Here is a 23,799-nt window from a genome sequence, read left to right as displayed (position 1 = left end):
TCGGCTTCAAATCGCCTGACGCCCTGGTCGCCCTCGCCATGCTCAGCCTTGGCGGTCACAAACCAGTGCTACCGGACGGAACTAACCCACGGAAGAGTCAGGAGAGCACAATAATTCCGGCTGTTCCGCAAATTCCTCAGTCATCGAGAAAGCGTTGGTTCGCCCCAAACAACTAGCCCAGCTCGGCTGCACTGGCCCATGTTGCCTTCCAAAAAGCTAAATTTGAGCCGCAAAGAAAGTACTCCCGCGACCTGGATCGCTGTCGAGTAGCTTTCACCGTGCACAAGGTTGTCACTTTCGAATACGGGGTTGCCGTCTGCAAAGATTTTCGTCTCCGCAACTGCATCAAGGTCGCTGGTGTCATCCAGCCCAACGATTAGGTTCAGTTCGGTCCAGTCCTTGCTCAGGTTATAGACGATGCTGCCGTCCAGGTCGCAGCCACCGAGGTCCTTGAATATGGAGTGGGGCAGCGTCTCTCCGCCTACTTCGCGCACGCCGTTCCCGGCGTATCCTTCCATCGGGTCCAGTTCAGCCAGATACTGCGTGACGGTCCCTCCAACGCTTTCTGGTGGGGGCATTGCTAAGACGTCGGACTCCGGTACGGACGACCTCGCAGCAGGTAGAAGACCAGCCAGCGCAGCCTTTCCCGTCGACGCTGAGTAGAAGCCGGACGCTACCGCGACAACGAGAGCGACAACTAGGCCAGCGATCACCGCACCGAGCACGACGTACCAGAATCCACGCTTTGTAGGTAGCGACTCGGGCATGGGCTCATTATGCCCGTCGGTGGAGCATTTAAGAGGACTTCGGGTAAATCGCCACGACTCATTGTGGCGTGATGGTTTCAGCTGAACCATCGAGACTGCCCGAGCGCACATCACTGGCGCAGCTCGCTCCGGGTTAACGTCTTCGCCGGACAAGCTTGTTTTGAGTCCGTTGCTGCACGGGGCTGTCGATCCCGCCTTGGACCTTTGTCGCCCTGCCCGAGGTCGATGTCACGGCTTCGCGCGGCGCTTGGCGTGATTCCGTCGCGAGTATGCGGCCGCGATCGTCGCCTCAGGAATGCCTTTTCTCAGCCAGTGAGTTGGCGAAGCCGCGTCGGTGCTCCGAACTGTCATAGAGATGCGACCCGCACTCCTGTGCGCGTCTGGGGCTCGCTCTGCTTTCTCGGGGAGGGCGAACGGGTCATATCCGGACAATCCATGCCGATATTGGCAATGGCTGAGGGCTGGAGTCGGCCTGACAACGGAGAATGGAAACGAATGCTCCTCAAACTCTTCCCACCTGATCCGAATCACCACGCTTCCTGGGGATCGAGGACGCGCACCTTCGTGACGACGGAGGTGACCGCGATGACGGTTTCGATGCGGGTGATGAGCGCCGGCGACGGGTACAAGTACCTCCTGCGCACGGTCGCCGCCGGCGACGGCAAACGCCTGTTGTCGACTCCGCTGACTCGCTACTACACCGAGGAAGGCACACCGCCGGGTCGCTGGATGGGCGGCGGACTCCGCGGCCTCGGCGAGGGACTCGTCGTTGATGGCGATGTCGTCACGGAGGCGCAGCTGCAATTACTCATCGGGCTGGGCCGCGACCCGGTCACCGGTGAACCCCTCGGTCGCGCTTACCCGGTGTATAGCGCCGCGGCCGACCACGCCCTGGACGGGAAACACGATGACGGTGGCGGCCTTACCGAACGGGCCGCGGCATCCGCTTTGGAACAGCCGGACGAAAAGCGGCGGCGGGCCGTTGCCGGCTACGACTTCACATTCTCGATTCCGAAGTCGGCGAGCATCCTCTGGGGTGCGGGTGACGCGGCCACGCAGGAGCGCATCCTGCGGGCGCACCATGCGGCGGTGGCCGAGGTGCTGGCGTACATGGAGCGGGAGGTCGCTGCGACGCGCACCGGCACGACAGCGCAGGGCGGCGCCGTCGCGCAGGTCGATGTGACCGGACTGATCGCGACAGCCTTCGACCACTTCGACAGCCGGGCCGGCGACCCGCACCTGCACACGCACGTCGTGATCAGCAACAAGGTGCAGACCGTGCTCGACGGCAAGTGGCGCTCCCTCGACGGCCGGCCGATGCACGAGGCCGTAGTGGCGCTCTCCGAACTGCACGAATCCCTGTTCGCCGACGAGCTCACGCGATCCCTCGGCGTGCAGTGGCAGCGGCGGGAACGGGGGCGAGACCGCCACCCCGCGTGGGCTCTGACCGACGTGCCTGAGGCGCTCGTGGCGGAGTTCTCGACCCGGTCCCGACACATCGATGTCGAGACCGACCGATTGATCGAGGAGTATATGACCAGTCACGGGCGGCGTCCGAGGCCGGTGACGATCATGAAGCTGCGAGCGCAGGCCACGCTCGCCACGCGGCCGGCGAAGCAGGTGCACTCGCTGGCGGACCTCACGGCGGCGTGGCGAGAACGCGCTGCACGCGTGCTCGGGCACGACTTATCGACGGCCGCCGGGACGTCGCCGGTATTGCTGCGAGCGGAGGACCTGCCGCGCCAGGCAGTGGATGCGCTCGGGGTAAGCGTGATGACGGCCGTCAGCGAGAAACGCGCCACCTGGCGGCACTGGAATCTCACGGCCGAGGCCGCGCGCCAGACGATGCCGTATCGGTTCGCGTCGGCATCCGATCGGGAAGCCGTCGTCGGCCTCATAGTGGATGCTGCCGAGCGCGCGTCCCTGCGCCTCACGCCACCCGAGCTCGCAGCGAGCCCTGTGGAGTTTCAACGCGATGATGGGACGTCGGTGTTTCGGCCGAAGCACTCCGTCGTGTTCACTTCGACTGGATTGCTCGATGCCGAGTCTCGGTTGCTCGAGCGAGCTGCGCTTGTGACGGCGCCACGGGTGGCGCTTGGGTCGGCTGCTTCGTCTCGGTTGCCGGGTGGCGGCTGGCTTGCCGATGACCAGCTCGCGGCGCTTTCCTCGGTTGCTGGTTCGGGCCGTGTCATCGATGTGCTCGTAGGACCGGCCGGTGTGGGCAAGACGACGGCGATGAACGCCCTCCGGCGAGCGTGGGAAGCAGCGCACGGAGCTGGCGCCGTGGTTGGGTTGGCGCCTTCGGCCGCCGCCGCGACGGTGCTGGCGACGGATCTCGGTATCGCGACGGAGAACCTGGCGAAGTGGTGGCAGACGCATGTCGACCAGGGGTCGTCGTTTCGGGCCGGTCAGCTCGTGATCATCGACGAGGCATCCCTGGCGGGCACGATGCCGCTCGACCGGGTCACCGCCCTGGCCCTGGATGCGGGCGCGAAGGTGCTGTTGGTCGGCGACTACGCCCAGCTGCAGTCGGTCGACGCGGGCGGAGCGTTCTCGCTGCTCGTGCACGACCGAGCGGATGCGCCCGAGCTCATCGACGTGCACCGCTTCGTGAACGAGTGGGAGAAGAACGCCTCCCTTGGACTACGCCAGGGCCACCCCGACGTGCTCGACCTGTATTCCGCGCATGACCGACTGCGCGATGGCAGCACGGAGGCGATGGCGGATGCTGCCTACGAGGCGTGGCGGGCGGACATCCGCTCGGGAAAGTCGACCGTGCTGATCAGCGACTCGAACGAGGCCGTCGCGGCGCTGAACGTGCGCGCTCGCGCCGAGCTGATTCTGGAGGGTCGGGTCGACGCGCTGCACGAGGTGGCTCTGCACGACGGAACCCGCGCCGCCGTCGGTGACACGGTCATCACCCGGCTCAATGATCGGCGGCTGTATGCGTCGCGCAGCTGGGTGCGCAACGGCGACCGGTGGAATGTGATCGGCGTGCACCGGAACGGCTCGGTCGAGGTGCGGCGGCAGGGTCGGCGGTGGGGGAGCACGGTGCTGCTGCCCGCCTCGTACGTCGCCGAGCATGTCGAGCTGGGCTACGCGGTCACCTCACACCGGGCGCAGGGGATCACGACCGACACGGCGCACGTTGTCGTCGCGCCGAGCATGCCGCGCGAGAATCTGTACGTCGCGATGACGCGGGGTCGCGAGGCGAACACCGCCTACGTCGCCGTCGACCGGCCCGATGTCGCCCACGTGGGGCCGCGGCCGGGTGACGCTGCGGACGTTACGGCGCGCAGCATCCTCTATGGCATTCTGCAGCACGTCGGCGCCGAGCTGTCGGCGCACGAGACTCTGGCGGCGGAGCAGGATGCGTGGGGATCAGTTGCGCAGCTCGCCGCGGAGTACGAGACTCTCGCGGCGGCCGCGCAGCACGACCGGTGGGTGTCGGTGGTGAGCGCGAGCGGTCTCTCTCCGGGTCAGGCTGATGAGGTCATCCACTCGGATGCCTTCGGTCCGTTCACCGCGGAGCTACGGCGAGCCGAGGCGCATTTTGTCGACGTTGCGAGCCTGCTGCCGCGGGTGGTGGCGGCTCGCGGGTTCGAGGACGCGCAGGACATTGCCGCTGTCTTGCAAGCCCGAGTCGTGGCGGTGGTTTCGCGGGATACCGGTGCGGGACGCACGCGTCGGGCGCCGCGGCTCGTCGCCGGGCTAATTCCTCGTGCGCTCGGGCCGATGGATGCCGTCATGCACCAGGCGTTGGTCGAGCGCAGTGACCTGATCGAGTCGCGTGCGAGCGCGGTGCTCGACCAAGCGTTGCTCGCGGGGGAGCCCTGGACTCGAGCGCTTGGCGCTGCGCCGCGGGGGACAGCGGCCGTCGCATGGCACCAAAACGGATGCGCGGTCGCGGCCTACCGGGACCGCTACGGCATCGTCGGTGCTAAGTCGCTCGGTGCACCACCAGAGTCAACGGCTCAGAAGCTCGATGCCGCTCGCGCTCACGCTGCACTCATTGCGGCGCAGCAGCTGGCGGATAGTCAGGCCTACGACCCACGCAGGCCGACTGCCACCGTGGGGCTTCCGCCCGTGGGCATCCAGTTCTAAAGTGTTCTTAGGCAACCTCTTACACGCGCCGTCGCTCGTTGCGATGGTATGACTCGCAGTCCTTTCAGGTTCTTGTTGCCGAACATCTGAAAGGTTGCGCCATGTTTGAATTCATTCTGGCCGCCACGGCTCGCAGCTACTTTTTCTTGCGTCGGTTCATGCCGACCGCCATCGTGATCGACGCGATCAATACCCGGCGCGGCCTGAAGTGGGGTGTGCCCGCGATGCTGCTTGCCGTTCCGTATGCGGTCGCTGCGGAGTTTTGCCGCGCGCAGGTCGAAGCCGGTGGTCCAGGCTGGCTGAACCTTTTCGTGTTGGTCTGTCTTTGGAACACGATCAAGTTTGTTCTGATCGGGCCAATCAGCCTGCTGAAGTTGATCGCAGTGCGCGTCCGGGAAGCGGTGGCGCGGCGTCGGATGGCGCGGGCGCTGCCCGCCGACAAGTTGAGTCGGGAGCGCCTTCTCGACCCGGTGCTTACGTCGAAGAGCAGCTGACCGCTGCGTCTGATTTACCCGCCGGTGCTGCCGGCATACCTAGTGATAGCGGCATGATTGGCTGACACGCATTCGCCCACAGGAGGTTTCACCATGACGATCCGGCAGGAACAGTTCGACGACCTGCTCAGCCGCACCGCGTTGGCTGCGTTGTTCTACTATCCGGAGATCGCCGTCGATGATGATGGCCACAACCTCCAGAACGACATCGCGTACTGCCTGGAGCCCATCGCCGGGATCGCGGACGAGGACGCCGAACGACTCCGGGTCGCGGTCGGGCGTGTGATCACGAATCCGACGGCACATCGCTCTGGACTCCTTGCTCTGGCCATCGAGCTGGCTCCGCCGCCTGCCGAGTAACGCCGATCATGAACGCCCCATCTGAGGAAGGTGCCGCGCCGCGGAAGGCGCTGGCGGAGCATCCGTCTCTTGATGAAGAGGCCGAGAAACGGCACCAGTATGTGGCGGCCAACCGCGACCGGATCCGCGAGCTGAATCGGCTCTGGCGTGCGGAACATCTCGACCGGGCGCGGGAGCTGAATCGCGACTCGATGCGGCGGGCCACCGCGCGCCGACACCGCGAGGCCGAGGTGCGTGCTCGGGGGAGGGAGCGTGCGAAGCGGTGGCGATTGGAGCACCCGGAGCGCAAGCGCGCGTATCAGCAGCGATGGGTGGCGGAGAATCGCGAGAAGGTGCATGAGTACTACAACCGCTATTACGAGGCCCACCGCGACGAGGTGAACGCTCGGGCTGCCGCGCGACGGGATGCGGACCCCGACCGCACGAAGCAGATCACTCGACAATGGGCCGAGCGCAACAAGGAACGCCGTGCTGAGTTGCAGCGCAACCGGCGCAGCAACCCGGAGATCTACCAGTCTGAGCTGGAGGCCAACGCTGCCTCGCGACGGCTGAAACGCAGCCTGAGTCGGGCTGGCCTCCCGCCGAAACTTCTTCACGCGACGACTGCGGCCGAGCGCCGGGCCAACGAGCGCGAAGCCGACGCCTATTTCAATGACCCGTCGCGGTCTGAGCATCTGCGGCAGTTCACCGTGTTCGCCGAGTCGCTGACCGAGCACATGCTCAAGAACGGCGCCCGCATGCGCGAGTTCGCGGAGGCCTATGTATCGTCCAGGGCGCGCATTGGTTTACGACCGGTGTCGGTGGAGGACGTCGTCTACGCCCGAGCCGTCGAGCTAGTGGCAGAGCGGATGCGCCGAGTCGACCTGCTGACCAGCCGCGACGTCGCGGCGGCTGTGCGGAGCACGAAGACTGAGATTCGACGCGCGGAGCGGCAACGGCAGTTCGATGGGCTTGTGAAAGCAATCGTCACGCAGTTACACCGCGACAGTGGGCGATACGGCGTCGAGTCGGCGATGGAAAACAAGGCCAGGGTGCGCCGAGGGAAGCCGCTCGCGCCCGTTGGGGCACTCGTTGTGCAGCTCGCGACTCGGGAGGTCGCTGAGCGCGTCCCGACGAGCAAATTAACGGTCGGCGATGTGCGGAGTGCTGCCGAACTCGCGAAGCTTCATGTCGCGGGATCATTCAACATCGTCCACAAGAACCAGACAGTTGGATTAACCATTCGTCAGTTAGGTTCCTGAAGCTCCTTCCGATCTCTCCCGAGCCACGCGAACAAAGCTTCGGCGGTTAGGGGCTACCGGGGCGACGCTCGAGTCATCCACGGCGTCCTTGGTCTGCCGCGCGGCGAATTCCGTTGATGATGATGATGGCCAGCCCCACCACGATGCCGATGACTCCGAGCACAGGGTTGAATATCGCCACGACCATGCCGCCGAAGAGTAGCGCCACCATCAGCGCGAACATCAGGCTCCGGCTTGCGTGGATTCGTTGGACTTTGCTGTCGCCACAGCGATCACAACGATTTGTTTTTGATCTGTCTTATCGTTCATGCCGTGAGCTTATCGATCTCTACATGGTGCTTCAGCGACACTGGCCTACCGCACTACGGGCGGGAATCTCGATCTATCTAGACACTCCGACCGCATCGGGGGGTCACCGGCCACCGTCCGGGTCCGCCCGAGCCTTGGGACTACCAGCGCGCATCCGGTTCGCAGATTGCGATCGCTCGTCCGAGCGACACAGGAGGCCCGGAGGCCGCCTCGACATCGCGGACTGCCCGGCCCCAGCGGCCGACGCGTAGCAGCAATAGCCTGTGACGACATAACTGCGCCGGTGGCTCAGGGCTCTCATCGGGAGGCTGACAAGACGGGCGAGTGGGTGGCTGTCGGGACCGTTTCACTCAGAGTACTGCGCGGGTAAATGCGACGGAGGAAGGCATCGAGTCCCGTCTCGAAACTCGAGCGCGTGGAACAGCCGCACACAAGAAATCCGAAAAATCCGCTAGTGCAGCGCCAAACGCCCATGCATGTCTGGAAGGGCAGATACGATCGCAGATAGCGACGGATACCGCGAAATGCCTTTGTCGCCAACGTCATTTCTCGGAATCGTATGCCGCGCCTGCCAAATTTCACGGCCGAAGGGTTGAAATCAATTGAGGATTAGCGGAGACCACAACTTGGATCCCAATTACAACGCGCTGAATGCAGCCGTGAACCTCGAGGGCCTCGAACTCGAAGGCGGTTGGAAGGTCGGACCGCTAAATGGGAAGGATCCAAGCGCCATAGGTGGCTTGTTTAGCGTCTCCTACACGGTGACTCGCGCCGATGGTAAGCATGCGTTCCTTAAGGTGATCGATTTGATTCGGGTATTCGGTGATATCGATGCCCTTCAGATGGCCGTCAACGAGTACATCTCAGAGCGCGACCTCTTACTGATGTGTGGCGAACGCCGCCTCTCGCGCGTGGTCACTGCAATGGCTCACGGGCAGCTAAATGTCCCTGGGTTTCTGGTAGGGCAGGTGAATTACATCATTTTCGAGCTGGCTACCAATGATGTGCGAGTTGCTTTGAGTCAATCAAAGACCATTGACGTCGTTTTGAAACTTGAGATGCTTCACGACGTGGCAGTTGGTTTGCAACAGCTCCATCGTCATCGCGTGGCGCATCAGGATCTAAAGCCTTCAAACTTCCTCTTGTTCGCCGACGACGAAACCCGCGGCGCGCACGGGAAAATCGCGGATCTTGGACGTGCATACCGCGATGGTCACCCGTCGATGCACGATTCCTATACCCGGCCGGGGGATCGCGGATACGCCCCGCCAGAACAGCTGTACAACTACGAGTACGGAGACATCGACGTACGACGTTTTGCTGCAGACCTATACCAACTCGGTAACCTCGCGGCCTTCATCTTTGGTGGTGTTACGCTCAATGCCCTCCTTGCATCGGAACTTGCTCCAGAGCACCATTGGGACCAGTTCGGCGACGGTTACGAGGGTGCATTGCCGTATGTGACGGATGCATATGGCCGGGCTCTTTCCCGGCTCCGCGACGAGTTTCCCCGTGAAGTTAACGAATCGCTCGTGCGCATAGTTGAGTATTTGTGCGTTCCTGACGCGCCGCGCCGTGGGCACCCGGCGGCCCGACGGGGGCACGGATCTCCGTTTGCTCTCCAGCGAGTTGTGAGCGAAATAGATTTGCTTGCTCGACGCACTTCAGTGGATTTGGCTCGAACCAGATGACCGTTCAACATGGGAATGACGACGACCGTCAGGTAATCCCGCGGTGGCGAACATTCCGTGCGACGATACAGACCTCTGAACTTGCCTCGCTGCGCGCAAGCGTGAGTGAAAATATCGAGGCGGAGCTAGCGACTCTTCGGGTCTCCTTCGACAGTGATCCCGGTGTTTACACGGCGGCCGACTTGTTCAGCTCACTAATTGCTGATGGACGCCGAGACTCCGAGACTCGGCGATTGGCGGAGTTTATTTCGGGCTCCTCGAACGTTCCCAAGCCCTTGGCATCGTTCCTGACCCGGGTCTGCCGACTGGAACCAGAGTCTTTCGAGTCTGGTCCTGAGCACGTCTTTGATTCAGAACAGTCCCGTCACGACGCCGTACGCCGTGTACGTCGTCTGCGAAGTCTCCTGGATACGGAGCCCAGAAATGCGGTGCGGTGGGTGGACATTGCATTGGCACACGCGACCCTCGGCAATGTCGGTAAGGCGACTCGAGACATGAGGACAGCGCTTTCGCTGGCGCCAGAAAGCCGATTTGTTCTGAGATCAGCGACACGGTTTTATATTCACATCGAAGATCCGGAACAGGCGAATTTCATCCTGCAACGCAGTGAGCGTCTTCGCTCGGACCCCTGGCTCTTGGCCGCTGAACTCTCAACATCGCAACTCGCATTTGGCAAGTTCAACAACGAGCGTGCTGCCCGTGAACTACTCATTTCAGACAATCTAAGTCCCCACTCACTCAGCGAATTGGCTAGCGCGCTTGCTACAAACGAAATTCGAAGTGGACGGGACAGTCGGGCCAAGAAACTATTCGCGATCGCACTCACTGCTCCTACGGAAAATGCGGTTGCGCAAGCGGCATCGGTTGCCGAACATGGTGACATTCAGATTGCGCCTGAGTTGCTGACCATTGAGAGAGGGTTCGAAGCGCGAGCAATTAACAACTCCCGTTCGGGGGCTTGGGATCTGGCTGCCAAAGAGGGGCAAGACTGGCAATTTGATCAGCCTTTTGCGCTCGAACCGGCACTCTTCACCTCATACGCGGCCGCTATCGGCACTGCAAATTTTCAACTCGCCTACGATGTGGCCGTGAACGGGCTGAGGACTCATCCTTACGACGCTATGCTCCACAACAATGCGGCTTTTGCGCTAGGCAACCTAGATCGGCCGGCGGAGGCTCGGGAGCATCTGACGTTCGCGCACGATACAGACGATGACGAGGATTCATATGTACATAGGGCGACGCTGGGATTGATTCTATTTAGAGAAGGCAACCCGACAGGTGGTCGTGAGAAATACCTGAGCGCAATCGAGGCGCTCATCGCCACAAAGAAGGAAATGGCTGCGGTCGCCACTGTTCTTTGGGCGATCGAAGAGAGCCTGGTCCAGTCCGATGTCGCCAAGGAATCGAAAGGGCTGGCTGGGGAGGCGGTTCGCCGCTTCCCCAGCCCGGAAGGCACCGCAGTTCTTGCCAGGCTGAACCGTCTTGATGGCGTTGATTTGCGGGCGTTCCCAGTGTCCGTCAAATAAACCACGCAAGCCGTTTGGCCAGTTGGCCGCAGCGGCAGCAAGGGTTGGGTTTCGTCGAGTCGGCTCGATCGCATCTAGAATCCGGACCAAGACCCGTTCCTCCGATTACGTCGTGGATGTGGTCTTGGATCTAGAAAACTGCTCAGTAGGACTGGCCCGGCGGGACGCTAGTTTGGGCGCCGTATCTGTCTTCAGTCCAGCGTAAACGGCGCCTACCTTTTATCCCGCGCAAACGCCCGATCGAGCAATTCCGCGGTCGCCGGGTTGACCACCTCGCTCCGCCGGATATAGTGCTGCACCGTGATCTTCGTATCCGTGTGCCCGAGCAACTCCGCGGCCAGCTCGACGTTGGCGTTGTCATTGACCGCGGTGGCCACCGTGCGGCGGAACAGGTGCGGCGTCACTCCGGCGATCCCTGCCTCACCAAGAACGCTGCGCAGTTGGCGACGCACGTTCGCGGTGGTAAGCGGGGTTCCGTCGCGAGACTGAAACAGCAGGCCATCGGGGGAGAGGTCGCGAGACATCGCAAGCCGTCGCAGCACCGCGTCCGACGTGAACGTCGGCAGCGCCACCACGCGCCTCGACTTCGCCGTCTTGGGGTGATCCTGCCGAAAGGTCAACTCGCCCTTGCGGCTTATGATCGTGCCGGCGAGACGAATCGATGGGACGACACTCGTGACATCGACGTCGAGCCGACGAATGGCCAGCACCTCTCCGATTCGAGCTGACGTGCCGAGCATGACCTCGACGATCGAGCCGAGCTGTCCGTCTGGACGGGGACCGGAGACGTAGCCCACGCCGCCCTCCCAGTCGGCGATCGCGGTGCGAATTTTGTTGACCTCGGCCGAGGTGAGCGCATCGGGAATATGGGGTTCGCGATGCAGGCGGCCTACGTGGTCCATGGGATTGGTCGGGAGGATCTCGTGCCGCACCGCCAACTCGAGCGCCAGGCGCAGCACGACCCGCGACTGCTTGGCCCGGCTGTAGGAGAGCTTCGCCATCTGCTTGATGAATTGGTCACAGCGCACGACGCCGATCTCGCGCAACGCGAGATATTGAAAGACCGGCAGCACGAGCGTGCGCATGTTGCGCTCATACAGATTGCGGGTGGTCTTCGAGATGCGATCCTCCGCGTCAATGTCGTCCAGCCAGTACGTTACCAAAGCGGTGAACAGGCTGTCTGGAGTCAGGTATCCGTTTGTGGGCTGCACTTGGTTCCTCTCAGCTAGCTTGCCCCTCAACGCGCGTTCGGCCGCCTTGGCGGTGCTGCCGGTGGCCTGCACTTGGCGAGATTGGCCATCCCAATCCCGGTAATGGGTTCGGGCTTCGAACTGGCCCGACGGCCTGATGCGGGTGATGATGTCGCCGAAGGTGCCGATCGTCTGACGTGGCCGCGACATCAGTTCACCGCCGAGCAGGTGTACCGGGCTGCCCCGACGGTTCGCGCTGCTGGGCCATCCAGGCTTGCACGTCGGAGATCGCAAATTTCAGGTGTTTGCCGAACCGGTACGCGGCGGGGCCTTTGCCGTGCACGCGCCAATCGTAGACAGTTGAGACCGGGATGCCGAGGTAGGCCGCCAGCTCGACGACATCCATCAGCGGTTCCAACGAGACGGCGGTTGAATTGTTTTCGTTCGTGTTCATATTCCGTAGGTGCGACCGGCGTACCTAAGCAATCAAAGGGGACCAAATGTGACGTGGTCGCCTCGCACGGCTGAGCCACCAGAAGGCGTTCTCGGAGGGGTTTTTGATGGGTTTTTGATGGGGTGATCAATTGTTTAACCTAAAAAGTCCCGGAAACCCTTGAGTTTCCGGGACTTTTGGTCGGGCTGACAGGATTCGAACCTGCGACCCCTTGACCCCCAGTCAAGTGCGCTACCAAGCTGCGCCACAGCCCGCCGTTCTCCACAACGCGATTTCAACGATCAAAACCTGCGGAAGACAACTGTAAGAGCTTACCGCCAAATAAGGACGCCATTGAACACATCGCTGGCAGCGCGCAGCGCTAGCATCTGGACATGACTGAGACACCGGACGCGGATCCCAACGACGGTCGAGATGAATCGCCCGTTGAGCGCCTCGATCGCAACTGGAACGACACGCTCCAGGAACTCCGAGTCACACAGACCGGTACCCAAATCATCACGGGCTTTCTCTTGACGCTGGCTTTCCAGAACAGATTCACCGACCTCGACCGCGAACAGGTCAGCATCTACCTCGTGCTCGTAGTGCTGGCTACCCTGAGCACGATCCTGGGGTTGGCCCCTGTGAGCCTGCATCGAACCCTGTTTCGTAAGAAGGCCAAGGCCGAGCTGGTTGCCACAGCCCATCGACTCCTCATTGCCACCCTGGGTGTGCTCGGGCTCGTGGTCGCCGGCGTCGTGTTGCTTATCTTCGACGTTGTCATTTCGACCGCCGCCGGTTTCATCGCGGGCGGTGCAACACTCCTCGCGATCATCGCAATCTGGGTGCTCCTCCCGAGAGCCGCCCGCCCCGATCGAACCTCACAACATCGTTGAGCGGATGCTGGGGGAGCTGGGCACAAACCCGCCCGCCTCGCTCGGCCTCGCCATCTAGAAGCGCGGCTATTCGGCAGGCTGCGCGCCCCGCCGGACTTAGCGCCTGCTTTCTGCTTCGGGGCGCAGCCGGATGAGCCGCTGCGGGCCATCCTCTTTCAGCTCGGCCAGGTCGCTGCGCGAGGAGAGAAAGTCGGTGAAAGACCGAAAGCCGAGCGGCTTCTCGTTGAACGAGGGGTCCATGCGGCGCATCTGGTTCTTGATCGTGCCCGTGTTGAGCCACTCGTCGGCGTCACCCTTGGCGTGACCGATCTGCAGCGCACGTACCAGAAGCTCGGTGGCCAGTGTCTGTGGATCAATGTCGTCGCCGGCCTCAGGCTCGTCGAACTGCGCGTCCTCGGTGTGCGAAAACATGGGATTAGTGGCGAAAAGACGGGCCTGAATGGGCGCCGGCTCGGGTGTAATCTCGGCAGCTTCCGGCGCCTTCCTACTGGTCTTGGGTCGCTCCGCAGTGGTCGTGACGGTTGCTTTGCCAATTCCGGGCAGCGAGTCGTAGTCCTCGAACTCGTCGCACGCAGCGGCGAGTGAGGTGCTCGTTGAGCCCGCAACGCCGATGCCGACCACAAAGCGACCCAGCCGCTTCGACTTCTGGGCGAGAGCGATGTAGTCGGAGTCGCCAGCGATGATGATCACGTGGGTCAGGTCAGGCAGTCGAAAGAGGTCTTCGACCACGTCGACGGCCAAACGGATGTCGGCACCGTTCTTGGTTCCGCGGGTGGTCGTGGTGAACAGCTGGGTTAGGTCCACCGCGCGAGACATGAGCTGGCGCTGGTAACTCGCGTTCACGGGCACCGACCAGTCGGCGTAGGCACGGTTCACGACCAGGGTGCCAAACGACGCGGCAAAGTCGATGATGGCGTTGAAATCCACCGTCGCGGAGGCGAGCCGCGCGGCGACCTCGGGGTCGGCATTCGGACTCGACTTATTGAAATCACGGATGCCGTCACGCTGAAAAGCATTGCGCCCGTGCAGCTGCTGATAACGCGAGATGACGATGTTGTCGAAGTCGATATAGAGGCCGACGCGCGCATCGTTCGGTTCGGTCATAGTGAGCTCCTTAGCCACAGGCGGAAGACTCAGTTGCGATCCGGTATCTCCAGTCTGCGCCGCGCGGCGGGGGCAAGGCAACTCGGCTTCCCACTTGCACCAGCAATCGACTGCGGCGAAAGAGCGGGGCCACGTACCATCAGTGCATGCCACCACGTTCTCCGCTCCCGCAACGACACGGGCTCGATGCCGCGTGGGTGTGCACGCCGGAACGGGCGCAGCATCCGCCTTGGCAGACCATGGGAACTTGGCTCGACGAGCGGTTGTCGGAGTTCGTGGACGTGACTGGTTTTCTGGCCGAGGAGCGTTTTGTCTATGCCACCGGCGCCGCAGTCGACGGCCGCGACCCATATCAGCCGTACACCTTTGTGTGGTTCCACCGAGATCTGGCTGAGGAGACGGTTGTTCCGGGGCCCATTCATATGATCTATCGCGACGATCGGATAGTGGTGATCGACAAGCCCGCCTTTCTCTCGTCCATTCCGCGCGGGCGTCACGTCGTGCAGAGCGTGGTGGTGCGTCTGCGTGCGGAGCTGCAGCTCCCTGAGCTCTCCCCGCTGCATCGGCTGGACCGGGTGACGTCGGGGCTGCTGGTTCTGTCGACCGAGCGACGTTGGCGCGGGGCGTATCAGTCGATGTTCCAACGCCACGAAGTGGAAAAGACCTACCGTGCGCTGGCGCCGCTGCTGCCGGGCCTCGACCTGCCCGTGACGGTGCGCAATCACCTCACGACGCGCCGTGGTCGGTGGCAGGCCGAGGTACTGCCGGGCGCGCCGGCCAACGCCGAGTCGTTGATCGAACTCGACTCGGTGATCGACGGCCTGGGCAGCTACCGGCTGACACCCCGCACCGGTCGCACCCACCAATTGCGCATGCACATGCTCGGTTTGGGAATTCCCATCAGCAATGACCCGCTCTACCCCGTCGTGCAGGATGTCGCGCTCGACGATTTCACCCGCCCCCTGCAGTTGCTCGCAAACGAGTTGCGCTTCACCGACCCCATTCACGGGGGAGTACGGAAGTTTGCCAGTCTGCGCACGCTTCCGTTGCGCAGTGAAGTCTCCTAAACGAGCAGTTCCGCGGCCCCCGGTTACCGCCACCAGAATTTGTCGTGAACCCGTGAAAGACGGATGCTTGAACCATGGAGCACACGAACGACACCACACCCGCCGAGACCGACCATGACAACGCGGAGGCGGCATCCGCTGCTCACGCCCCGCGCGATCCCGGCGCGGTCGAGGAATTCTGGGACGAACGCTACTCCGATATGGCACAGCTGTGGAGTGGACAGCCGAACGCGACACTGCTGACCGAGGTGCAGGGATTACCGGCCGGGCGCGCGCTGGACGTCGGCTGCGGCGAAGGAGCGGATGCCCTCTGGCTGACGGAACACGGGTGGCGTGTCACCGCCCTGGACGTGTCGCGGGTAGCACTCGACCGGGCAGCCGCCCAGGCCGCCGTTCGCGGAGTGCAGGTGAACTGGCTACACGCTGGCCTGGTCGAGGCGGCGCTACCGCCGGCGTCCTTCGATCTGGTTTCTGCGCAGTACCCCGCGTTGTTGCGCACCGACGAGAACGTTGCCGAGCACGCGCTGCTCGCGGCGGTCGCCCTCAACGGTGTGCTGCTCTTTGTGCATCACCCCGCTCCGACGGAGGAGGAGGCCGCGGCCCACGGTTTTCATGCCGACGACTATGTGGGCCCGGCCCAGGTCGCTGCGCTGCTGGACGACAACTGGCAGGTTGAGGTCGACGAGACCCGGCCGCGCCATGTAGCGACCGGCGCCGGGTCGCATCACACCCACGACGTTGTCCTGCGGGCTCGACGACTGCGCTGATCGTAGATTGTGGCCGGCGTTCCGCGGCCGCCGCGAAGTTAGTAATTCGGTCAGCCCCGCCCGTGAGCAGTCGGCCGGTAGGGTGATCACTATTATGCAGATTCGCGACATTGGCCTGTCGGCGCTCAAGGGCGGCCCACACACGACGCGCAAAAACGTGCTGCTCGAAGCAGACGGTCCGGTGGGGGACCGGCTCTTCGCGGTCGTTGACCTCGCGAACGGGCGCGTGTTGAAGACCGTTGAGCATCCGTTATTGATCACCTGCCGAGCCCAGTGGCAAGACGGGGTGCTGTCGGTCGACATCGGCGGGCAGCAGATTGCCGCGACACCCGAGTTCAACGATCAAAATGTCACACTCGACTACTGGGGTCGCGCCGTTGGCATGCAGGTGGTTGACGGGCCCTGGGCCCTGGCATTCTCTCGTTTGCTCGGGAAGGATGTCGCTGTGGCACAGATCAACACCCCGGGCGGCGTGGTCTACGGCGACTCCGTCACCATCCTGACGACGAGTTCGCTTCGCCGGCTCGCCGATGAGGCGGCCACGACCGTTGATGCTCGCCGGTTTCGGGCGACGTTCACAATTGACACGGGCGACGCGGCTGCACAGGTTGAAGATTCCTGGGCTGGTCGTGAACTCGACGTGGGGAGCGCGCGTCTGCGCGTGGGCGTCGGCATTCCTCGCTGCGCGGTCATCGATCTGGAGCCCGACACCGGCGCTCGCGGCACGAATCTGTTGAAGACCCTCGCCCGCTTGAACGGGAGTGACATTCCGTTCGGCGTCTACGCCCAGGTCATTCGCCCGGGAAGTGTCGGCTGCGGCGACCAGGTGCGATTACTCCCGGTTAGCTGACGGGAGGCCGGGCTGACAGCGACTCTGTCCGTGGATCGTATCGGCGCCGGCCTCGAAGCTGCAGCAGGTCAGGGGGCGATCTGCTTGACCGGGCGCATGAGAATCTCCTGGATGAGCACATTGGCCGGCTGCGCAAAAGCGAAGACCAGGGCCTGGGCTACGTCTTCGGACTGCATCGCTTCTAGCTGGGTGCGGCGGGTCAGTAGCGCATCGCTGACGTTCTCGCCGAACTCGGTCCAGACAGCGCCCGGTTCGAGAACCGAGACGCGGATGCCCTCCTCGCCAAGTTCCTTGCGCAGGGCATCGTGAAAACCGACGACGGCATACTTCGTCGCGCTGTACACCGACCAGGTGGCTGTGCCGTAGCGTCCACCGACGCTCGAAACGGAGCAGATCATTGCGCCAGCGCGACCGCGCATAAGGGGGATGGCCGCCTGGGTGCAGTTCAGCACGCCATGCAGATTTGCATCGATCATTGACTTCCAGTCAGCGGGGTCGCTGCTTTCAAATGGCGAGCTGATGCCCAGGCCGGCGTTGTTGAAGAGTAGATCCACCCCACCGAAACGACTCTTGATCGTGGCGAACATCGCAGTGACTGCGGCGGCATCCGCGACATCGAGCTGCATAACCGTGGCGGAGTCTCCAAGTTCGGCGGCCAGCTCCTGCAGCCGTTCCACGCGCCGGGCGACCAGGATAACGTGGGCACCCTCTTCGACCAGAAGACGCGCTGCGGCGGCTCCAATTCCGCTGGAGGCTCCCGTGATAACAGCGATTTTTGCGGTCAGATCCTGCATTTTCATGTGTGTGGCTCTCTTGCTCGTGATGAGGCAAGAAAGGCGACCCGGCGCTGATCCATCAGGTTGTGGAAACAGAAGACATGGTGCAGCTATACACCCGACAGACGCTGGAGAACCCAGACTTGCACGAATACTCAATTGTACAGTTGATGACCTCAGCAAGCAGCGCTCGCCGCTGCTCATACGCTGAGCTCCTGATCGACGGCGGGCGGGCCGCCGTGTCGGCATTTTCGGAGCATAAACTCCAGTTGTCGGGCCGCCTCCCAACTTCGACGCGCGGTGGCGGGAGATACTGGAGGGATGGACGACAAAGATACCCTCGCTGATTTTCTGCGCTCGGCCCGGGCCCGACTGACGCCGGCCGATGTCGGCCTGCCGGTAAACCCCCACGCGGCCGCCCGGCGGGTACCCGGACTGCGCCGCGACGAAGTAGCCGGCCTAGCCGGTGTGAGCGTTGATTACTACGCGCGTATGGAACAGGGCCGGGTGACGCAGGCATCCGATGCCGTTGTCAATGCGCTCGCCGGAGTGCTGCACCTGAATGAGGCGGAGCGCAGCTACCTGTTCTCGCTGTTATCCGCCTCGACCGGCGGCCGCATCCAGCAGCGGCGACGCACCCACGCGGTTCGGCCGTCGGTGCGCACCATCATGGATTCCTTCACGACGCAGCCGGCCTTCGTGCTCGGCGTCGGCATGGATGTGCTGGCCATGAATGACCTCGCCAAGCTGCTGCTGAAGGATTTCACGAAGAGCGCGGGACTCGGGCGCAGCATGGCCAGATGGACTTTCCTCGACCCGTCGGCGCGCACGCTGTATCTGGACTGGGAGATCGTGGCGTGCGATGTGGCGGCTATGCTCCGCCACGACGCGCGGTCTCACCCCAACGATCGGGCCCTGAATGAGCTGATCGGTGAGTTGACCGTCAAGAGCGACGAATTTCGCGCGTGGTGGAGTCAGCACCGCGTGTGGGAGTGCACGTTCGGCGTGAAGCGCTTCGTGCACCCGATCGTGGGCCGGATCGACGTGGACTACGAGACCTTCCCGGTTCCGGGCGAACCAGACCAGCAACTCTTCGTTTACAGCACTCAACCGGCGTCGGCCTCAAGCGACGCGCTGCGCATTCTGGCCTCCTGGCGCACAGATCAGACGGATACCGCCGCGCTCGAGTCCTTTCGCTGAAGGTCTAGAATCCTTCGGGCAAACGCGGAACGTACGATGCCTCAAGCCGCGCGCGCTCGTCGGCGCTGAGCTCGAGGTCGAGCGAGGCGATGGCATCGTTTAGGTGCTTCGGCTTCGTGGCGCCCACGATCGGCGCCGTCACGGCGGGGTTGCCCGACACCCAGGCCAAGGCGACCTGCGCTCGCGGCACGCCGTGCTCGGTGGCGATGTCGGCAACAACTGAAGCAACAGCACGATCGCCGTCCTCTGCCTGTGCGTATAAGGTCTGGCCGAACAGGTCCGTCTCGGTGCGGGCGGTCGTTTCGTCCCAGTCCCGAGTGAGCTTTCCACGCGCAAGCGGACTCCACGGGGTGAGGGCGATGCCGGCATCCACTGCGAGGGGGAACATCTCCCGCTCCTCTTCTCGGTTGATCAGGTTGTACTGGCTCTGCATCGACGCGAACGGGGTCCAGCCGTTCACCTGCTGCAGGCGCAGCGCCTTGGCAAATTGCCAGGCAAACATCGAGGAGGCGCCCAGGTAGCGTGCCTTACCCGAGCGCACCACGTCGTGCAGGGCTTCAAGCGTCTCCTCGAGGGGAGTGAATGGGTCGAAACGGTGCACGATGTAGAGGTCCACGTAGTCGAGGTCGAGCCGGCGCAGGCTATTGTCGATTTCCTGCAGCACCGCCTTGCGCGACAGGCCACGCTGGTTGGGACCCTCGCCGACGGGCGCGTAGACCTTGGTCGCTACAACGACCTCGTCCCGGTTCGCGTACTCCTTGAGTGCTCGGCCGAGGATTTCTTCACTCGACCCGGCCGAGTACCCATTCGCGGTGTCGAAGAAGTTGATCCCGGCTTCAACGGCCTGACGGATGAACGGCCGGCTGGTCTCCTCGGTCAGTGTCCAGGCGTGGTTGCCGCGTTCCGGCTCGCCATAACTCATGCACCCCAAGGCGATCGGGGAAACATCCAGGCCGGTGCTGCCGAACTTCACATACTTCATGGGACTCCTTTAATGACGGATGCCCCGGGCCTCCTCAACAGAGTCGGCCCGGGGCAGTTCGTGCCTGGTGTTTATCGACCCGCGGCGTGGACCGCGAGCGTTAAAGCGTCCTACGCGTCGACGCGGGTCTCGTTCGCAAACGTGGCCACGTCGATAACGAAACGGTAGCGCACGTCGCTGCGGATAACACGCTCGTAGGCCTCGTTGACCTGATCAACCGAGATGATCTCAATGTCGGCGCCGATTCCATGGGCGGCACAGAAATCGAGCATTTCCTGGGTCTGGCGGATGCCGCCGATCTTGGATGCGGCGATGGAGCGACGCTGGGAAGCGAGCCAGACCATCTTCACGCTGTCGGGCTCGGTGGGGATTCCGACGTGCACGAGCGTGCCGTTGAGGGCGAGCAGCTTGAGGTAACTCTCCAGTTCGAGGTTTGCGGCCACGGTGTTCACGATGAGGTCGAAGTGGTTCTCGAGCTCGGTGAAGGTGGTCGGGTCGCTGGTGGCGTAGTAGTGATCTGCGCCGAAACGCAGCCCGTCTTCCTTCTTGCTGAGGGTCTGGCTGAGCACGGTGACCTCGGCGCCGAGCGCGTGCGCGATCTTCACACCCATGTGTCCGAGGCCGCCCATTCCGAGGATGGCGACCTTCTTGCCGGGGCCGGCCTTCCAGTTCGTGAGGGGGGAGAAGAGCGTGATGCCGGCGCAGAGCAGGGGAGCGGCCTCGGAGAGCTCGATGCCGTCTGGGATGCCGAGCACGTAGTTCTCGTCGACGACGATGGCGGTGCTATAGCCGCCGTTGGTGGGGGTGCCGTCGTGGTTGCGGTCGTTGTAGGTGCCGACCTCGCCCTTCAGGCAGTACTGCTCCTCGCCGGCGAGGCAGTTAGCGCACTCCCGGCAGGAGTCGACGAAGCAGCCAACGCCGACCCGGTCGCCCACGCGGTAGCGGGTGACGTCGCTGCCGATGGCGGAGACGATGCCTGCGATCTCGTGGCCGGGAACCATCGGGAACAGGCCCACGCCCCACTCGTCGCGAGCCTGGTGGATGTCGGAGTGGCAGATGCCGGCGAACTTGATGTCGATCGCCACGTCGTGGGCGCCGGGAGTGCGCAACTCGATCGTGGTGCGAACGAGGGGCTGGTTGGCAGCGGGGGCGGCGAGGGCAGGAACGGTGGTCGTCATAGAAAAATCTTTCAGTACCGGTGGTGGAATGCGGGGGAACCCCGTGCCGTGGCACGTGTCGACGGTGACATCCGCTCGCACAACGTTACGCGGTGCCACCGACCTGATCGTGGCTGGAACGTGGCACTGTCTGACCTACCCAAGGCATCCGCTGATCGCGCGGGCAGGACAACCGGGCGGGTGCACGTGCGATCCGAAGTAGAAGGCAGTCTTGAGTCCTTCGCCGGGTCGCATTGACACGCGTTCGCTCACTGACCTAATATGGAATCGATTCCATGGAATCGATTCCACGACCACAATGAGGTGAAAATATGGCGGACATCACGATCAAGGACGTAGCCGCGCGCGCTGGCGTTTCTGCGGCCACCGCGTCCCGCGTGCTCTCTGGCAACCCGGCCACCTCTCCCCAGGCGCGGGAGAATGTCGCCGCTGCCGTCATCGAGCTGGACTACCGGCCCAACGCCCAGGCCAGAGCGCTGCGCTCGACCCACAGCGACTCGATCGGCCTGCTGGTGCCGGACGTGCGCAACCCGTTCTTCGCCGACCTCGCCCATACTGTCGAGCAAGAAGCACTCTCCGAGGGCTACGTCACCCTGCTCGGGAATGCCAACGAGCAGAAGGACCAGCAGGACCGGTACCTGGACACGCTCATCTCCCGGCGGGTAGACGGCATCATCGTGGCGCCGCTTGGCGACGGTGGCGGCAGCATCCGTTCCCTGATCGAGCGCGAAATTCCCACAGTCTTCGTGGACCGCACCGTCTACGGCATCGACGTGCCGAGCGTGACCACCGACAGCACAGGAGGCATCCGACAGACCGTCGAACACCTCGCCTCCCTCGGGCACACCAGAATCGGGTACATCTCTGGTCCGCAGGCGACCTCGACCGGCCGCGACCGGTTCGCTGCCTTCACCGCGACCGTGGCCGCCGCCGGTCTCAGCCAGGACCCCGACCTGGTCTACTTCGGTGACTTCCAGGCGGCGAGTGGCTCGGCCGGCCTGCACGCGTTGCTCGGGCTGAACGACCCACCCACGGCACTTCTTGCCGCGGACAGCCTGATGGCCGTCGGCGCTATTGCCATTCTGCACAAGCTGGGTCTGCGCATCGGCACTGACCTCGCGCTGGTCGCTTTCGACGACATCGAATGGTTTGCCCTGCTTAACCCGGCACTCAGCGTCATCTCGCACAGTGTGGAGGACATGGGCCGGATCGCCGTCGAAATGCTGCTCGAGGTCATCGCTGGTAACTCCCCCCAATCGGTGGTGCTGCCCAGCGAACTCGTCGTCCGAGCCTCGTCGTCGTCGCCCATCCTGCCCGCAGCCAGCCGAAGGAAGAACTGACATGACTCAACAACCACTGCTGACCCTGCAGAATGTGGGGAAGGTTTTTGGGCCGGTCACGGTCATTAACGATGTCACGGTCAGTGTCTACCCCGGCCAGGTTCAGGTGTTGCTCGGGGAGAACGGTGCCGGAAAGTCCACGCTGATCAAGATGATGGCGGGTGTCTACCAGCCGGACTCCGGCCACATCGTCGTTGATGGCAAAACGGTCACCCTGCCGAACACCCGAGCGGCCGAGGCGGTGGGCATTGCCACGATCCACCAGGAACTGAACCTCGTTCCTACCATGAGCGTTGCCGAAAACGTCATGCTCGGGCGGATGCCGACCAGGCACGGTCTCGTAGACCGTCGCGCCCTCCGCCAGCAGGCCCGTGCCGCTCTGGCCCTGATCGGGTTGGATATTGATGTCGACGTCCTGGTCGGAGACCTCGGCATTGCCCGGCAGCAGCTGGTCGAGATCGCCAAGGCGCTGAGCATCAACGCACGCATTTTGATCCTCGACGAGCCGACCGCGGCGCTGACGCGCCATGAAACCGAAAATCTGTTCGCCGTCATGGCCGACCTGCGCCAGCGGGGCGTCGGCATGCTGTTTATTAGCCACCACCTCGACGAGATCGCCGAGGTCGGAGACACCGTCACAGTGCTGCGCGATGGCGAATTCATCGGAGAGGTTCCGGCCTCAACATCCGAAGACGAGCTCGTGAAGCTGATGGTCGGCCGCGGTATTGAGGACCAGTTTCCCCGGGTATCCGAAAACCTGAGTCAGGCCGCCGAGGTGCTCACCGTGGAGAATCTCACCTCGACCGGCCTGTTCAGCGACATCAGCTTCACCGTCAAGGCGGGCGAGGTGCTCGGCATCGCTGGCCTGGTCGGCGCCGGACGCACCGAACTTATCCGGGCCATCGCCGGCGCCGACCGGTACACCTCCGGCACGGTCGCCGTGCGCGGCCAAATTTTGCCGAGGGGCAACATCACGGCCGCCATCGCCGCGGGTATCGGGCATGTGCCGGAGGACCGCAAGGGACAGGGGCTGGTGCTCGACGCATCCGTTAATAACAATCTCGGCTACGCCACCCTTGCGTCCACTGCGAAGCTTGGACTGGTCGACTTTGCCGGCCAGCGCAGCCGGGCAACCGCGGTCGCGAAGAGACTGCGCATCCGCATGCACACCATCGATCAACCGATCGGCGCACTCTCCGGTGGGAACCAGCAAAAGGCCGTCTTCGGCCGCTGGATCATCGCCGCCTCCACGATCTTGCTGCTCGACGAGCCAACGCGCGGTGTGGACGTAGGAGCCAAGGTCGAGATCTATGAATTGATGAACACGATCACGGCGGCCGGGGGAGCGATTCTCATGGTCTCTAGCGAGCTGCCCGAGATTCTCGGCATGAGTGACCGCATCCTGGTGATGCGTGACGGCCGCCTCGCCGGCGAGCTCAGCGCCGCCGAGGCCACCCAAGACGCAGTCATGACACTCGCCGCCCGCGATGTCGACGAGACGCACGAACAGAGATAGGGAAG

The 23,799-nt window shown here is 63.3% G+C and carries 21 protein-coding genes and 1 tRNA gene; 13 read left to right on the top strand and 9 right to left on the bottom strand.

Annotated features, from left to right (window positions below; genetic code table 11):
• Nucleotides 1-140 precede the first annotated feature (140 nt).
• Nucleotides 141-767 (bottom strand): NPCBM/NEW2 domain-containing protein, encoded by a 627-nt coding sequence (locus CJ028_RS04790; protein WP_161498892.1) that lies wholly within the window; start codon nt 765-767, stop codon nt 141-143.
• Between the two features lie 585 nt (nt 768-1,352).
• Here CJ028_RS04790 and mobF point away from each other — a divergent pair.
• From mobF to CJ028_RS04770, 4 genes are all read left to right on the top strand, one after another.
• Nucleotides 1,353-4,871, top strand: coding sequence for a MobF family relaxase (mobF, locus tag CJ028_RS04785; RefSeq protein ID WP_105034232.1), 3,519 nt, complete (start codon nt 1,353-1,355; stop codon nt 4,869-4,871).
• Nucleotides 4,872-4,972: 101 nt separating this feature from the next.
• Nucleotides 4,973-5,365 (top strand): sulfate permease, encoded by a 393-nt coding sequence (locus CJ028_RS04780; RefSeq protein ID WP_240607088.1) that lies wholly within the window; start codon nt 4,973-4,975, stop codon nt 5,363-5,365.
• A 93-nt stretch (nt 5,366-5,458) separates the two neighbouring features.
• Nucleotides 5,459-5,725, top strand: coding sequence for a hypothetical protein (locus tag CJ028_RS04775; protein WP_105034115.1), 267 nt, complete (start codon nt 5,459-5,461; stop codon nt 5,723-5,725).
• An 8-nt stretch (nt 5,726-5,733) separates the two neighbouring features.
• Nucleotides 5,734-6,966 carry a hypothetical protein gene (locus CJ028_RS04770; protein WP_105034114.1) on the top strand — a complete coding sequence of 411 codons (1,233 nt, stop codon included), beginning with the start codon at nt 5,734-5,736 and terminating at the stop codon, nt 6,964-6,966.
• Nucleotides 6,967-7,039: 73 nt separating this feature from the next.
• On the opposite strand, the gene CJ028_RS20890 is transcribed toward CJ028_RS04770, so the two are convergent.
• Nucleotides 7,040-7,189, bottom strand: coding sequence for a hypothetical protein (locus tag CJ028_RS20890; protein ID WP_161498891.1), 150 nt, complete (start codon nt 7,187-7,189; stop codon nt 7,040-7,042).
• A 712-nt stretch (nt 7,190-7,901) separates the two neighbouring features.
• Here CJ028_RS20890 and CJ028_RS04765 point away from each other — a divergent pair.
• Both CJ028_RS04765 and CJ028_RS20885 read left to right on the top strand, forming a co-directional pair.
• The gene (locus CJ028_RS04765; protein WP_161498890.1) at nt 7,902-8,966 is read left to right on the top strand and encodes a protein kinase domain-containing protein; all 1,065 of its coding nucleotides are present in this window, start codon (nt 7,902-7,904) and stop codon (nt 8,964-8,966) included.
• A 494-nt stretch (nt 8,967-9,460) separates the two neighbouring features.
• Entirely contained in the window at nt 9,461-10,495 is a 1,035-nt protein-coding gene (locus CJ028_RS20885; RefSeq protein ID WP_205683935.1) for a hypothetical protein, read from the top strand.
• A gap of 212 nt (nt 10,496-10,707) precedes the next feature.
• Here the strand turns inward: CJ028_RS20885 and CJ028_RS04760 are convergent, their stop codons facing one another.
• From CJ028_RS04760 to CJ028_RS04750, 3 genes are all read right to left on the bottom strand, one after another.
• The gene (locus tag CJ028_RS04760) at nt 10,708-11,778 is read right to left on the bottom strand and encodes a tyrosine-type recombinase/integrase (protein ID WP_240607087.1); all 1,071 of its coding nucleotides are present in this window, start codon (nt 11,776-11,778) and stop codon (nt 10,708-10,710) included.
• Between the two features lie 121 nt (nt 11,779-11,899).
• A complete protein-coding gene (locus tag CJ028_RS04755) occupies nt 11,900-12,139 on the bottom strand; it encodes a helix-turn-helix domain-containing protein (RefSeq protein ID WP_240607086.1) in 240 nt (79 codons plus the stop codon).
• 177 nt (nt 12,140-12,316) lie between these two features.
• Nucleotides 12,317-12,393, bottom strand: a tRNA-Pro gene (locus CJ028_RS04750).
• A gap of 120 nt (nt 12,394-12,513) precedes the next feature.
• Here CJ028_RS04750 and CJ028_RS04745 point away from each other — a divergent pair.
• Nucleotides 12,514-13,014: a DUF6328 family protein gene (locus CJ028_RS04745; protein ID WP_105034111.1), complete on the top strand. Its 501-nt coding sequence runs from the start codon at nt 12,514-12,516 to the stop codon at nt 13,012-13,014.
• 96 nt (nt 13,015-13,110) lie between these two features.
• Here CJ028_RS04745 and CJ028_RS04740 read toward each other — a convergent pair whose 3' ends face one another.
• Nucleotides 13,111-14,118 (bottom strand): NYN domain-containing protein, encoded by a 1,008-nt coding sequence (locus tag CJ028_RS04740; RefSeq protein ID WP_105034110.1) that lies wholly within the window; start codon nt 14,116-14,118, stop codon nt 13,111-13,113.
• Between the two features lie 146 nt (nt 14,119-14,264).
• Between CJ028_RS04740 and CJ028_RS04735 the strand changes: the two genes are divergently transcribed.
• From CJ028_RS04735 to CJ028_RS04725, 3 genes are all read left to right on the top strand, one after another.
• On the top strand, nt 14,265-15,185 hold the full coding sequence (locus CJ028_RS04735) for a pseudouridine synthase (RefSeq protein WP_105034109.1): 921 nt from the start codon (nt 14,265-14,267) through the stop codon (nt 15,183-15,185).
• 74 nt (nt 15,186-15,259) lie between these two features.
• A complete protein-coding gene (locus tag CJ028_RS04730; RefSeq protein WP_105034108.1) occupies nt 15,260-15,952 on the top strand; it encodes a class I SAM-dependent methyltransferase in 693 nt (230 codons plus the stop codon).
• Nucleotides 15,953-16,046: 94 nt separating this feature from the next.
• Nucleotides 16,047-16,802 carry an MOSC domain-containing protein gene (locus CJ028_RS04725; protein ID WP_105034107.1) on the top strand — a complete coding sequence of 252 codons (756 nt, stop codon included), beginning with the start codon at nt 16,047-16,049 and terminating at the stop codon, nt 16,800-16,802.
• 68 nt (nt 16,803-16,870) lie between these two features.
• Here the strand turns inward: CJ028_RS04725 and CJ028_RS04720 are convergent, their stop codons facing one another.
• On the bottom strand, nt 16,871-17,602 hold the full coding sequence (locus CJ028_RS04720; protein WP_105034106.1) for an SDR family oxidoreductase: 732 nt from the start codon (nt 17,600-17,602) through the stop codon (nt 16,871-16,873).
• 297 nt (nt 17,603-17,899) lie between these two features.
• Here CJ028_RS04720 and CJ028_RS04715 point away from each other — a divergent pair, with 297 nt between their 5' ends.
• Complete coding sequence (locus CJ028_RS04715; protein ID WP_105034105.1) at nt 17,900-18,778, top strand: helix-turn-helix transcriptional regulator; 879 nt, start codon at nt 17,900-17,902, stop codon at nt 18,776-18,778.
• 4 nt (nt 18,779-18,782) lie between these two features.
• Here CJ028_RS04715 and CJ028_RS04710 read toward each other — a convergent pair whose 3' ends face one another.
• Together CJ028_RS04710 and CJ028_RS04705 are read right to left on the bottom strand one after the other, a co-directional pair.
• On the bottom strand, nt 18,783-19,760 hold the full coding sequence (locus tag CJ028_RS04710; protein WP_105034104.1) for an aldo/keto reductase: 978 nt from the start codon (nt 19,758-19,760) through the stop codon (nt 18,783-18,785).
• Nucleotides 19,761-19,870: 110 nt separating this feature from the next.
• The gene (locus tag CJ028_RS04705; protein WP_105034103.1) at nt 19,871-20,938 is read right to left on the bottom strand and encodes an NAD(P)-dependent alcohol dehydrogenase; all 1,068 of its coding nucleotides are present in this window, start codon (nt 20,936-20,938) and stop codon (nt 19,871-19,873) included.
• 311 nt (nt 20,939-21,249) lie between these two features.
• Here CJ028_RS04705 and CJ028_RS04700 point away from each other — a divergent pair, with 311 nt between their 5' ends.
• Both CJ028_RS04700 and CJ028_RS04695 read left to right on the top strand, forming a co-directional pair.
• Nucleotides 21,250-22,278 (top strand): LacI family DNA-binding transcriptional regulator, encoded by a 1,029-nt coding sequence (locus tag CJ028_RS04700; RefSeq protein ID WP_105034102.1) that lies wholly within the window; start codon nt 21,250-21,252, stop codon nt 22,276-22,278.
• A gap of 1 nt (nt 22,279) precedes the next feature.
• Nucleotides 22,280-23,794: a sugar ABC transporter ATP-binding protein gene (locus tag CJ028_RS04695; RefSeq protein ID WP_105034101.1), complete on the top strand. Its 1,515-nt coding sequence runs from the start codon at nt 22,280-22,282 to the stop codon at nt 23,792-23,794.
• The last annotated feature ends 5 nt before the right edge of the window (nt 23,795-23,799 follow it).

The sequence above is a fragment of the Cryobacterium aureum genome (assembly GCF_002954245.1).
In the GTDB taxonomy this organism is placed as follows: domain Bacteria; phylum Actinomycetota; class Actinomycetes; order Actinomycetales; family Microbacteriaceae; genus Cryobacterium; species Cryobacterium aureum.
This window is presented reverse-complemented; position numbering and strand designations above follow the sequence as displayed.

Coding starts and splice junctions, on each gene's coding strand:
- CJ028_RS04790 (WP_161498892.1), bottom strand. CDS start 767: ATGCCCGAGTCGCTACCTACAAAGCGTGGATTCTGGTACGTCGTGCTC.
- mobF (WP_105034232.1), top strand. CDS start 1,353: ATGACGGTTTCGATGCGGGTGATGAGCGCCGGCGACGGGTACAAGTAC.
- CJ028_RS04780 (WP_240607088.1), top strand. CDS start 4,973: ATGTTTGAATTCATTCTGGCCGCCACGGCTCGCAGCTACTTTTTCTTG.
- CJ028_RS04775 (WP_105034115.1), top strand. CDS start 5,459: ATGACGATCCGGCAGGAACAGTTCGACGACCTGCTCAGCCGCACCGCG.
- CJ028_RS04770 (WP_105034114.1), top strand. CDS start 5,734: ATGAACGCCCCATCTGAGGAAGGTGCCGCGCCGCGGAAGGCGCTGGCG.
- CJ028_RS20890 (WP_161498891.1), bottom strand. CDS start 7,189: ATGTTCGCGCTGATGGTGGCGCTACTCTTCGGCGGCATGGTCGTGGCG.
- CJ028_RS20885 (WP_205683935.1), top strand. CDS start 9,461: ATGAGGACAGCGCTTTCGCTGGCGCCAGAAAGCCGATTTGTTCTGAGA.
- CJ028_RS04755 (WP_240607086.1), bottom strand. CDS start 12,139: ATGAACACGAACGAAAACAATTCAACCGCCGTCTCGTTGGAACCGCTG.
- CJ028_RS04745 (WP_105034111.1), top strand. CDS start 12,514: ATGACTGAGACACCGGACGCGGATCCCAACGACGGTCGAGATGAATCG.
- CJ028_RS04740 (WP_105034110.1), bottom strand. CDS start 14,118: ATGACCGAACCGAACGATGCGCGCGTCGGCCTCTATATCGACTTCGAC.
- CJ028_RS04735 (WP_105034109.1), top strand. CDS start 14,265: ATGCCACCACGTTCTCCGCTCCCGCAACGACACGGGCTCGATGCCGCG.
- CJ028_RS04730 (WP_105034108.1), top strand. CDS start 15,260: ATGGAGCACACGAACGACACCACACCCGCCGAGACCGACCATGACAAC.
- CJ028_RS04725 (WP_105034107.1), top strand. CDS start 16,047: ATGCAGATTCGCGACATTGGCCTGTCGGCGCTCAAGGGCGGCCCACAC.
- CJ028_RS04720 (WP_105034106.1), bottom strand. CDS start 17,602: ATGAAAATGCAGGATCTGACCGCAAAAATCGCTGTTATCACGGGAGCC.
- CJ028_RS04715 (WP_105034105.1), top strand. CDS start 17,900: ATGGACGACAAAGATACCCTCGCTGATTTTCTGCGCTCGGCCCGGGCC.
- CJ028_RS04710 (WP_105034104.1), bottom strand. CDS start 19,760: ATGAAGTATGTGAAGTTCGGCAGCACCGGCCTGGATGTTTCCCCGATC.
- CJ028_RS04705 (WP_105034103.1), bottom strand. CDS start 20,938: ATGACGACCACCGTTCCTGCCCTCGCCGCCCCCGCTGCCAACCAGCCC.
- CJ028_RS04700 (WP_105034102.1), top strand. CDS start 21,250: ATGGCGGACATCACGATCAAGGACGTAGCCGCGCGCGCTGGCGTTTCT.
- CJ028_RS04695 (WP_105034101.1), top strand. CDS start 22,280: ATGACTCAACAACCACTGCTGACCCTGCAGAATGTGGGGAAGGTTTTT.